This is a genomic window from Acidisoma cellulosilyticum (assembly GCF_020621385.1).
Lineage (GTDB): Bacteria > Pseudomonadota > Alphaproteobacteria > Acetobacterales > Acetobacteraceae > Acidisoma > Acidisoma cellulosilyticum.
The window spans coordinates 547,008-558,352 of the sequence record NZ_JAESVA010000002.1; the positions used below are offsets into that span (position 1 = coordinate 547,008).

General features: G+C 65.0%; 10 protein-coding genes. 2 read left to right on the plus strand and 8 right to left on the minus strand.

Going from position 1 to position 11,345, the window contains the following annotated elements:
* Window positions 1-14: 14 nt before the first annotated feature.
* From ACELLULO517_RS06930 to ACELLULO517_RS06940, 3 genes are all read right to left on the minus strand, one after another.
* Window positions 15-1,427, minus strand: a complete 1,413-nt coding sequence (locus tag ACELLULO517_RS06930; protein ID WP_227306572.1) for a CheR family methyltransferase — start codon at window positions 1,425-1,427, stop codon at window positions 15-17.
* Complete coding sequence (locus tag ACELLULO517_RS06935; protein ID WP_227306573.1) at window positions 1,427-1,957, minus strand: chemotaxis protein CheW; 531 nt, start codon at window positions 1,955-1,957, stop codon at window positions 1,427-1,429. The genes ACELLULO517_RS06930 and ACELLULO517_RS06935 overlap by 1 nt, the downstream gene beginning before the upstream one ends.
* Window positions 1,958-2,076: 119 nt before the next feature.
* Window positions 2,077-2,298, minus strand: coding sequence for a hypothetical protein (locus tag ACELLULO517_RS06940; protein ID WP_227306574.1), 222 nt, complete (start codon window positions 2,296-2,298; stop codon window positions 2,077-2,079).
* Between the two features lie 166 nt (window positions 2,299-2,464).
* Between ACELLULO517_RS06940 and ACELLULO517_RS06945 the strand changes: the two genes are divergently transcribed.
* The gene (locus tag ACELLULO517_RS06945; RefSeq protein WP_319796417.1) at window positions 2,465-4,426 is read left to right on the plus strand and encodes a primary-amine oxidase; all 1,962 of its coding nucleotides are present in this window, start codon (window positions 2,465-2,467) and stop codon (window positions 4,424-4,426) included.
* A 157-nt stretch (window positions 4,427-4,583) separates the two neighbouring features.
* Window positions 4,584-5,993, plus strand: a complete 1,410-nt coding sequence (locus tag ACELLULO517_RS06950) for an APC family permease (RefSeq protein ID WP_227306575.1) — start codon at window positions 4,584-4,586, stop codon at window positions 5,991-5,993.
* 113 nt (window positions 5,994-6,106) lie between these two features.
* On the opposite strand, the gene ACELLULO517_RS06955 is transcribed toward ACELLULO517_RS06950, so the two are convergent.
* The 5 genes from ACELLULO517_RS06955 to dps form a co-directional block, all read right to left on the minus strand.
* Complete coding sequence (locus ACELLULO517_RS06955) at window positions 6,107-6,505, minus strand: FtsB family cell division protein (RefSeq protein WP_227306576.1); 399 nt, start codon at window positions 6,503-6,505, stop codon at window positions 6,107-6,109.
* A 271-nt stretch (window positions 6,506-6,776) separates the two neighbouring features.
* Window positions 6,777-7,184, minus strand: coding sequence for an OmpA family protein (locus ACELLULO517_RS06960; protein WP_227306577.1), 408 nt, complete (start codon window positions 7,182-7,184; stop codon window positions 6,777-6,779).
* Window positions 7,185-7,299: 115 nt separating this feature from the next.
* Window positions 7,300-8,928 (minus strand): thiol reductant ABC exporter subunit CydC, encoded by a 1,629-nt coding sequence (gene cydC, locus ACELLULO517_RS06965; RefSeq protein ID WP_227306578.1) that lies wholly within the window; start codon window positions 8,926-8,928, stop codon window positions 7,300-7,302.
* Window positions 8,928-10,649 (minus strand): thiol reductant ABC exporter subunit CydD, encoded by a 1,722-nt coding sequence (cydD, locus tag ACELLULO517_RS06970; RefSeq protein WP_227306922.1) that lies wholly within the window; start codon window positions 10,647-10,649, stop codon window positions 8,928-8,930. Before cydD ends, cydC begins: the two co-directional genes overlap by 1 nt.
* Before the next feature lie 192 nt (window positions 10,650-10,841).
* Window positions 10,842-11,345 (minus strand): DNA starvation/stationary phase protection protein Dps, encoded by a 504-nt coding sequence (gene dps, locus ACELLULO517_RS06975; protein ID WP_227306579.1) that lies wholly within the window; start codon window positions 11,343-11,345, stop codon window positions 10,842-10,844.

Below are 11,345 nucleotides of genomic sequence, written 5' to 3' on the forward strand. Positions count from 1 at the left end.
CCCTTTGTCGTGCATCAGCCGCGCCATGCCCTTAACCGCAACCGCACTTGTTCAACCAATTCGCGCGGGGTCAGCCCGTCGCTTTCCAGCAAGACCGCATCCTGCGGCAGAGCGGCGCAGAGCCGGATCACCTGCGCCATACTCCGCCGTCCGGCCTCCGGCGCAGGACCGTCCAGCAGCAGCAGACCGAGGTGGTAATGCGCCATGGTCAAATCACCGGCAAGATAGACGGCGCGGCGCAGCGCCGCCTCTGCCGCAGCGCCATCCCCGCCGGCCTGGGCGATGATGCCGTCATACAGATGCAGCCGGGCGTCCAGCGGGGCCGCCTCGATCGCCAAGCGGCAAGCGACAGCGGCCTCGGTCAATCGACCCGCGTCGGCAAGCGCCCGGATGACGGCCAAAGGCGGCGCCGTCCGGCGCCCCGGCTCAGGTTGAAAGGCCGAGACTTCCGCGGGCGGCAATGGCGGGATGGGCAAGCGTCGTACCTCAGACCCTGGCCCTGATGCCTCGGCCGGTCGCAGCAGGTTTGGCTGCCAGGGGAAGCGCGGAGGTGCCGCTTCCGACCGGTCCGGACGACGGAACGCCATGGTGCCCGCCAGTTCCACCACCCGCAGATGGCGCGGCAGGGCGGCGATGGCATCCGAATGGCCGACCATCAGCCAGCCGGTGGGCGAGAGACAGTGGGAAAGCGCCGAAAGCGTCGGCGCAATGCGCGCCGGCGCGAAATAGATCAGCACGTTACGGCAAAGGATGAGGTCGAAACCGGCCCAATCGGCGCTGCCGCCCTCGGCCGGCAGGCTCAGCAGGTTATGCTGGACGAACCGCAGCCGCAGGCGGTGACGGTCGGCGATGCGCCAATGCCTGCGATCCGGCATGGCGGTAAAATCTCGCGCGCGCTCGGCAGCCGGCATGCCGCGCAAAGCCCAGTCCGTGAAGACACCTGCCCGCGCTTGGTCCAAGGCGCGCGCGCTGATGTCACTGCCGAGGATCTCGATCGTCCAGTCTCGCAGCGCAGCACCCAGAAGGCGCTCCAGCAGGATCGCGATCGAATAGGGCTCGGCGCCGACCGCGCAGCCGGCACTCCAGATACGCAGGGCCCGGCGATGGGTATTCGTGCGGATCAAATCGGGAAAGATCACGTCACGCAGGGCCGCGAATTGCTCCTGATGGCGGAAAAAAAACGTCTCGCCGATGGTGATCTCGGCTTCCAGTTCCTGCCATTCCAAGGCCCCGCGCTTGGGTTGGCCGAGCAGCGCCAGATAATCCGCCAGACTGGCGCAGCCTGTGGCCGCCAGCCTGCGGTCCAGCCGGTCGCGCAGCAGGTAATCCTTGTCGACGTAATAATGATGGCCGGTGCGCGCGATGATCGCGTCTTTCAGCGCCGCGAAGCCTTTATCGTTTGTAGGGACTGGCTTGGGCGCCAGCATCAGCCCGGCTCCCCTGGTCGAAAGATCGCGGCGCGCGTGCTGTCGCGCAAGGCAAAAGCCTGCAGCCTCTCGCGCTCATAGACGGTGATCAGCCGGGAAACCGACAGCAGCGGCAAAAGGCCGCCACCTTGGCCGATCTCGGCCTCCACACAATCGTTGAAACTTTCGCCCTTCGGCAGCGGCTGCGGTTCGGCCAAGACGATATCCGTCACCCGATCGACGCGGAGCGCGAAACGCGCTTCCCCACGCTGGGCCGGCAGAAGCAGCAGGTGGTGGTAGAGCGCCGTCCCCTCGGCGGGGCCCGCCAAGGCCAGCAGATGGCTCATCGGCAGCACGAAGACGGCCGTACCGCCGAGGGAGAAGGCCCCGGCGAGGATCGGCGGCGCCTCCGGCACGGCGGCAAGGCGGGGCAGTGGCAGAATTTCGGCGATATCGCGCTGTCGCACAGCCATGGCTTGCCCTGCGACGCGAATGAGCAGCACAGGGATTGCGGCAGGGCTGTCCGGCATGGGCAAGGCGGTCGCGCTCATACAGCTATAGTGGCATGACCCACAGGTTTCGTCGCCCATGCATTTCGCGCGCCCGCGAGACCGGCAAAGGTGTGAAACGCTTCTTTGTCAGGCACAGGCGCCGCCTGACTAGGCAAGGTTCAATGCTTGCCCTTCGCGGGGCGCGCGGCCTGCTCGGTCTGAAAGCGGTCGCTGTTCGGATGCCCTTTGGGTTCATCCTCCGGACCGACATGCGGCGTGTGATGCACGGGCGTCGGCCGTCCGTCAGGCTCACCGCCGGCGGATTGCGCCACAGGCTCAACGCGGGATTTCTGCGAAGCATGTGGCTTTTTATGCTTGGCATGATCGACATGGCTGGTCATCCCGCACTCCTCCCTGATGCTGCAACAATCCTGATATGGGCGCGGCAGCCGCAGTTGCCAGGGGGCCGAGCACCACAAATCAACGATCCTGCAACGGCTGGCACAGGGTTTGCTTGAATACAGTTTGACCGCCACGGCGGAATCTTGGTCATGAGGAGTTCGGCCTGTGGATGACATCGCTTCTCACGCCTCCCTATCGGCGGCGACCGTCCCCGCCTATCGTGCGCTGCTGGAACCGCTGAGCCCGTCTGAAATCCGCGCTGTCGTCGCGATCATCAAGGCCGACACCGCCTTCGGCGATGCGGTGCTGTTCGAAACGATCGAGGCGATGGATCCGCCGAAAAGCGCGATCGTGAACGGACAGGCGGCTGATGAGAGCGGTGCCCCCATCAGTCGCCGCGCCCGCGCCAACGTCTTTCACAGTGACTTAGCCGGCGTTTGGAAACTGACCGTCTCGCTCGACGAGAAATCCATCCTCACGCGCACGCATCTGCCCGCCGCGCGGCCGATGATCCAGCTTGAACAGTTCATGCTGGTGGAAGGCTGGGTGAAGGGCGATGCGCGCTTCATCGCAGCCTGCGCGAAACGCGGCATCACCGATATGGAACAGGTTTGCGTCGATCCCTGGTCGGCCGGCAATTTCGGCTATGCCGAGGAGGACGGCCGCCTGCTGTGTCATACCTTCGCCTGGCTGCGCCTTTATGAGGACGAAGCCTTCTATGCGCATCCGATCGAAGGGCTGAATGCCGTCGTTGACGTCAAGACGGGCGAGGTCATTCGCGTCGATGACCGTGCCGGGCCGCCGATCGCGATGACGGAAGTCAATTACGACAGCAAATTCCTCACCGACACCCTGCCGCCATTGACACCCTTGCATATCGTCCAGCCCGAGGGCGTCAGCTTCGTGCTGGACGGTCATCACCTCACCTGGGATCGCTGGTCCGTCTCGATCGGCTTCAATGCACGCGAAGGGCTGGTGCTGAACGACATTCGTTTCGACGGACGGCCGCTGGTCAACCGCGCGTCGCTGGTCGAGATGGTGGTGCCCTACGGCTCCCCCGATCGTGGGCATTTCCGCAAGAATGTTTTCGACATCGGCGAATACGGTCTGGGCAAGCTTGCCAATTCGCTGAAACTCGGCTGCGACTGCTTGGGCGTGATCCAGTATCTGGACGTGCATATGAATACCATGGCAGGCGATATCTTCTCGATCGAGAAGGCGATCTGCATTCATGAGGAAGATAGCGGCATCCTGTGGAAGCACTGGGATTTCCGCACCGAGCGCACGCAGGTGCGTCGTGGCCGCAAACTCGTCATCTCCTGCATCTGCACCGTCGGCAACTACGAATATGCCCAATACTGGTATTTCAACCAGTCCGGTGAGATCGAGTTCGAGATGAAAGCGACCGGCATCATCAACACCGTCGGCATCGAGCCGGGCAAGCCCAGCAAGTATGAGACCGAGGTCTCGCCCGGCGTCGCCGGGCAGATCCATCAGCATATCTTTTGCGCGCGCCTCGACATGGCGATCGACGGCGAGAAGAATACCGTCGTCGAATGCAATACGCAGGCGGAGACGGAGGAGAACAATCCTTACGGCAACGCCTTCTTTGAGACGCAGACGGCGTTCAAAACGGAGTTGGAGGGCAGCCGCCGCGCCAATCTGGCCAGCCAGCGCTATTGGAAGGTGACAAATCCCAACGTCACCAATGCCGTCGGGCAGCCCACCGCCTATAAGCTGATGCCGACGAATACCGTGACGTCTTTCCTGGTACCGTCAGGACCTTCGGGCAAGCGCTCCAACTTCGTCGAAAACCATCTCTGGGTCTCGGCACATGATGCCGAGGAACGCTTTCCCGCCGGCGACTTCATGAACCATTCGGACGGCCAGGGCGGCATCGCCGATTTCGTGGCCAAGGACCGCGCGATCGAGAATGAAAGCGTCGTGCTGTGGCACGTCTTCGGCCTGCATCACTCGGTGCGCGTCGAGGATTTTCCCGTGCAGCCTTGCATCTCGACCGGATTCAAGCTGATGCCGACAGGGTTTTTCAACGGCAATCCGGCGATCAATGTCGCGGAGAGCGTCAATAGCGAAAGCCGCCACGCGAATTCCGGCTGCTGCGGATAAGACAAGCGGCGGCAGCACTGACATATCAACTGCGCTGTGTCGCTTTTGTCCCGAATCTTCGTCGGTTTTTATGACGAAACAACTCTTGCCAATGCTGTGAGACGTCGAGAATACTCGGTTTTCGACGCACGTTTATTTTACCAAGGAGACGAGCCTCATGGTGGCCGCCACCGACCTTAACGCCGCCCCGGCGAAGGCGCAGCTGAAGCATGGTGCTTTGAGCCTGATCGAAACGATCGGCCAGTCCATCGCCAATATTGCACCGACGCTGACGCCAGCACTGAACATCACCGTCGTGGCCGGCCTGGCCGGCGTCGGGTCATGGCTGTCCTATCTGATTGCGACGATCGGTCTTGTCTTCGTCGGTGCCTGCATCGCGTCTCTCGCGAAGCGCCACCCCGAGGCCGGTTCCTACTTCGTCTATATCGGCCGCAACTTCGGCCCGATGACGGGCGCGCTGGCCGGCTGGGCGATGATCCTTGCCTATATCACCACCGCCGTCGCGGTCGTCTTCGGCTTCCCGATCTTCCTGTCGAACTTCCTGACCGTGTTCCACGCCAGCCTGTCGACCCCGATCCTCGTGGTCTTCACGGTGCTGTTCCTCGGCCTCGTCACCTACGCCGCCTATCGCGATATTCAGATGTCGTCGCGCGTCGGCCTGGTGATGGAGACGCTGTCCATCGGCATCATCATCCTGATCACCGCCGTCGTCGTCGGCAAGCACGGCACGATTGTCGACAGCACCCAGCTGGACGTCAGCCATATGAAGTTCGGCGGCGTGATGTCGGCGCTGACCTTCGCCGTCTTCAGCTTCGTCGGTTTCGAAAGTGCCGCGACACTGGCGAAGGAATCCGCCAATCCGCAGCGCAATGTGCCGATCGCCATCATCGGCAGCGCGGCTGTCGCCGGCATCTTCTTCTGCATCATGTCCTATTGCATGGTCATGGGCATGGGCGACAACGCGGCCGCCATCGGCAGCTCCTCCTCGCCCTTCGCGGATATGACGACCAAGGCCGGTCTGCCCTGGGCCGCCGCCGTCGTCTATTTCGCCGCCATGATCTCAGGCTTCGCCTGCGCGCTGGCCTGCATCAATGCCAGCTCGCGCATGCTGTATTCCATGGGCCGCTATCAGTTCCTGCACCGCTCCATGGGCCTGGTCCATGGGGTCCATAAGACGCCGCATGTGGCCGTTCTGGCCTCGGCCGCCATCGTGCTGGTGCTGGTGCTGCTGCTGCTGCCCGAAGGCTTCCTCAACGGGTTCGGTCTCACCGGCACCATCGCGACCTACGGCTTCGTGGTCGTCTATTTCGGCGTCTGCGTGACCGCCCCGGTCGACCTCTACCGTTCCGGCAAGCTGCAACCGCAGCACATGCTGTATGGCGTCGTCGGTGCCGCCCTGATGGCCTTCGTCATCTACGGCAGCGTCGTGCCCTTCCCGGCCGCCCCGTACAACTGGCTGCCGCCGCTGTTCATCCTCTACATGGTGATCGGCTTCATCTGGTTCTCGATCCTCAAAAGCAAGTCGCCGCAGACGCTGCGCCTGATCGCCGAGGATATGGAGGGCTGATTTTCCGCTCCGCTCCTCCTGGCCTTCGGGCCGGGAGGACAACGCCGGATACAAGCAAAAGGGGCCTCGCGGCCCCTTTTCTCATGGCAAATCGGGAAGGACGCGGACGCGCGCTACTGTCCGGCGGTCGTCGTCGGCATCGGTGCCGGCGCGATGACGGAGCCCGGATCGGCGGCCGGCAATCCGCTGGCGGCCGTGCCATTGCCCATCATGACGACGCGATCGGCAGGGTCGACCAGGTTGAGCATGCTGCGCGCCTGCCCATCCAGCGCATCCAGATCAAGCGTGCGCCCGCCGATCCCTTGAAGGCGGTTCTGCCACTGCGCGACATCTTCATTGGCATGGGCGAGCTGGGCCTGGGCCGCCACGAGATCGAGCCGATCCTGCTGCTGGGCGACCAGACCGCGATCCCCGCGCGTGGCGTTCCATGCGAAATAGCTCGCCACCGCCAGGAAGATCAGAGGCGGGATCGAAGCCCGCACCCGCCGCTTGATCGAGATCGCAAACGACATAAAGTTCCACTCCAGGAAGACGCGCTATCCTGTTGCCTTCATGCCGTTTTCAGGGTGCCGGACGCAAGCCTGCACTGAGGCCCGCGCACAGGCTTGGAGAAAAAAGAACGGATTAGAGTCCGTCAGGTTTAGGTGGAAACGACCCCTTGCCCCGTCATGGCCGGGCTTGACCCGGTCATCCAGTCCTTGGGCGCCCCAACGAATGGATGCCCGGCTCTGGGGCCGGGCATGACGATATTCGGGACAAGCTTCAGTTAAAATCAGACAAACTCTAGAAGCCGGCGTGGATGATGTCGATCTCAACCCGGCGTGCCTCGATCGGGCTCAACTCATAGGTGGTCGCCCCGCGCGCCATGCTGGTGACGCGGCTGGCCGGCACGCCGTCAGCCACGATCTGGTTCAGCACATTGCTCGCCCGCTGTTCGGACAATGCCTGATTGTCGGCATCCGTCCCGACGGTGCTGGCGAAGCCCACGACCTGCACGGTCGAGGCCGGGTCCTTCAACGCGGCCTGAGCCGCCTGTGACACGACCGCGAGGCCCTTAGCGTCCAGCGTCGCGCCCCAGGGGCTATAGAAGACGACGAATTTCGGCTCGGCCGGATGATATTGCTGGGTGACCGCCGCGCAGCCGCTGAGGCCGATCAGGGACAAGGCAAGAAAGGCGGCTCTGCGGCGCATGAATTGGGCTCCATACTAGGTTGGCGCGATGGGGCCTGAGAGCGCGGCCTCCGTCAAGGGAGGGCCGCGTAAAACCGTGAGGTTTGAAGGAATTAAACGGCTTGCGGCGACGCCTTCAGGCGGTGGCCGCGACCGCATGCTGGCCTGAAATGCGCCAGATCCGGTCCAGCTTCTCCCCTCCCAGCAGCCGATGCGCGATGAGAACGAAGGTGCGGCCGCGGCCGAGATCGTTCAGCGTCGCCAGGAAAGCCTGCTCGGTCTCCATATCCAACCCAGCGCAGGGCTCGTCCAGGATCACGACCAGCGCGGGCGACAGCAGCACGCGGGCAAGCGCCAGGCGCCGGCCCTGGCCGCCCGAGAAGCGATAGCCGCCCTCACCCACCCAGGTATCGAGCTTTTCGGGCAGCGCCCTGACCATGTCGCCGATCTGCGCGGCATCGAGCGCCGCCCACAGCGCACGCTCATCCGCGTCCGGCCGGGCAAGCAGCAGATTGGCGCGGATGGTATCGTCGAACAGATGCGTCGCCTGACTCAACAGTGCCACACGGGCGCGGAGGTCGGCCGCCTTCAACTCGGTGATATCGACACCGCCGAGCAGAATGCGCCCTTCCTCGGGTTCCACAAGCCGCAAGGCGAGTTGCGCCAGCGTCGATTTGCCTGAGCCGGAGGGACCGAGGATGGCGACCCGCGATCCGCCCGGGATCTCCATCGTCAGTCCATCCAGCACGGGCGTCCGCTCAGGCTGCCAGCGGAAGCGCACGCCTTCGAATCGCAGCGTCGAATCGACCGGCAACGACCGCGGCTGGTCGGGGTCCGGGGACAGCAGCGGCGCGGTGGCAGCGTGGCGGACACGGCGGGCGCCGGCCATGGCATAGCCCGCCAGCGCCCCGGCGCGGGGCAGCCCGCCCACCGTCTCGAAAGCCGCGATCGTCAGGAAGGCAGCCGCGACCGCCGCCGGGGCCGGGGCACCGAGGCCGACCAGCACGGCGAGGATCGCTGCCTGCGCCAGCAGGAAGGAGGCAAGCTGCGCGAGCCGGGCAAATTTCGCGACATCGCGCTGGGCCGCCAGCAAATTGGCCTCGCGCGCCTGAACGGCGGCCAGCATCCGGCCTTCGGCGCCGAAGACGCGCACTTCGCGCAAACCGGTTATGGCGTCCAGCACCGTTACCCGCAGGCTGGAGAGATTGCCGGCCAGACGCTGCCCGGCGGAGGCCGTGCCACGGGCGGCCAGCACCGGCAACAGGAAGGCGGAGAGCGCGAAGAGCACGCCCACGATGATGGCCAGGGCGGCGCTATGCAGCGCCAGCACCACGACCAGCACCGGCAGCACAAGAACAGCGCCCGCCAGCGGCACCAGAATGCGAGAATAGAGACCGTCGAGCGATTCGACGTCGCTCACCGCACGGCTCAGCACGTCGCCGCTGCGGGCGAGACCAAGGCCGCCGGCCAGGCGCTGGGCGATGCCGCCAAAGAACCAGACCCGGATATCGGCGAGTGCGCGGAAGGTTGCCTCATGCGTCACCACGCGCTCGGCATAGCGCAGAATGACGCGCGCCACGCCGGCGACCCGCAGCAGGACGGGCGTTGCGATTACGCCGGCCAGGACCGCCACCGCCGTCAGACGGCCGGCCAGGGCCATCATGAGCAGACCGGCCAGCACCGCCAGCAGCGACAGGATGATCCCGGCGGCCATCCAGCCGGTTCTGGCCTTCCACAAACGGAATATCGCGAGAATATCCTGCATCAGGCGACTCCCTTCTGGGCATCGCCCGCGAGCAAACGTCCTGCCGCCATGTTCAGACGGCGGCCGGTCAGCATATGGGCCTGTGTCGAGTGACTCGCCATGATGACGGTGCGGCCGACCGCGAGGCGCCGCAGGCTTTCCAGCACCTCCGCCTCGGTCGCCGGATCCAGATGCGCCGTCGGCTCGTCCAGCAGCAGCAGCGGCGCGTTCTTGAGGAAGGCGCGCGCAATGGCGATGCGCTGCACCTGCCCGCCCGACAGGCCGAACCCGCCCTCGCCGATCATCGTGTCCAAACCGTCCGGCAATTCCTCCAGGAAACTATCCATGCTGGCGAGGCGGACAGCTTCGGCCAGTTCCGTCGCACTCGCCTCCGGCTTCGCGAAGCGGATATTGTCGCGGATCGTGGTCGCGAAGATCACCGGCTTCTGGCCGATCCAGGCGGTGAGTCGGGCGAGCGCCTGCGGCACGATGCTGCCCATATCCATGCCGTTCAGCAGGACGCGGCCATGATCGGGCCGGACGAAGCCGAGCAGAATTTCGATGACGGTCGATTTGCCGGCACCCGAGACGCCCGCCAGGATCACGGCGCCACCGGCCGGCAGGCGGAAGCTGACGCCGTCCAGCGCCGGGCCGCGCGCCTTGTCCCAGGTCAGGTGGACATCCTCGAAAGCGACGCTGATGCCATGCGCCGCGACCGTCACCGGGGCGGCTGCCGGCGGCTCGGCGATGAAGCGCGAATCGGTATCGGCCTCGGGCAGCGCGATCAGCGCTTCCGCGGCGGCCACACCGGCCCCTCGGTCCTGATAGGCCAGCGCGAAGGCGCGCAGCGGCGCGAACATCTCGGGCACCAGCAGCAGCAGGAACAGCGCGCGGCCGGATTGCGCTGCCATCTCTGACCCATGCGGGGCATGCAGGATGAGATCGCCCTGCTGGATCGCAATGCCGACAAGGGCCACGGCCGCAGCCAGATCAAGGGCGGCCGAGGACAGGAAGGCGGTACGCAGCACGCGCATGGTGCGGACACGCAGCTCATCCGCCGCGACGCGCAACGCCTTGGCCTCATCCTCCGCCCGTCCGGCAAGCACGATGGTGCCGATGCCGCGAATACGATCCAGGAAACGGGATTCGAGACGCATCATGGCGGCAAGCTGGGACCGCGCGGCGATGGCCGCGCCGATACCGGCGACAGCCTGGGCGAAGGGCACGAAAATGCCGCAGGCCAGCAGGATGACGGCCGCGATCGGGTCGGCGATGCCCGCGACGATGACGATCATCAGCGGCGCCAGAATCGCCAGCATGGCGGCCGGGATCCAGCGCGCGAAGAAACCGTCCAGCGCTTCGATGCGGTCGACCACGATACCGGCCAGATGCGCGCTATGGCCCTGACGCAGCAGGCTGGGCCCGATGGAAAGCAGGCGGCTGAGCGTTTCGCTGCGCAAGCGGCGCCGGCCGGCCGCCCCGGCCGCGAAGCCTGCCGCATCCGCGCCCAGGCCCATGAGGCCGCGCAGCACGGCGGCCAGGCCAAAGACGATCGCGGCCAGCAGAACCGGCTGGTCGTCCCGCACGATCATGGCGCGGAGAAGATCGGCGGCGGCCGCCGCCTGAATGACGCCGAAAAGGGTGCCGAGAAGACCGAATGCGATCGCACCCGACGCCGCCTTGCGGCCCTGCGTGCTCTGCTGTCGCAGCCAGGCGGTTGCAGCTTTCTTTTTTGCGTCCATGCCTTGGGCATAGCGCGAAGTGCCGGGCATGCCCAGCACTCCGGGACAGTGAATTTGCTACAATATAGTTAGGTTACGGGGCGGAATGATGCGGATTGGGGACGAAGGGGCATCAACCCTTCGCGGCAAATGAAACGGGCCGGATCTGCTGATCCGGCCCGCCCCGTCTCACAGCGCTGTCGTCGGGTGGCGTTACGCGGGTTCCTGCGTATGCGCTTCCAGGAACCACAATGCCTTGTCCATGTCGCGCGAGGCGGCGGTGAAGATATCGGCGGTATTGGCGTCGCCGGCATCGGCCGTCTCATCGATCGCCTTGCGGGTCGCATTGGCGACCAGGCCGTAACGCTCGATCAGCGCGGCCAGGTGATCCTCGACCTTGTAGATGTTCGTGGGATAGGCCGGGACCGTGGACTGCGCGTCCACCACCTGCGTGGTGCCGAGCGCGGTGCCGCCAAGCTGGACCACTCGTTCGGCGACGGTATCGACATGCTCGTCGATCTGATCGCGGAAACCGTCCAGCATTTCATGGATCATGATGAAGCGCGGACCCTTGAGGTTCCAATGCGCCTGCTTGGTGATCAGCGCGAGGTCGATCATATCGGCCAGGCGCGCGTTCAGAATGGAGATCGCAACCGTTTTCGCGTTGCTCTCCAGGTCATTATGGGTCTTGTGATTATGCATCGGCTTGGCAGCCAT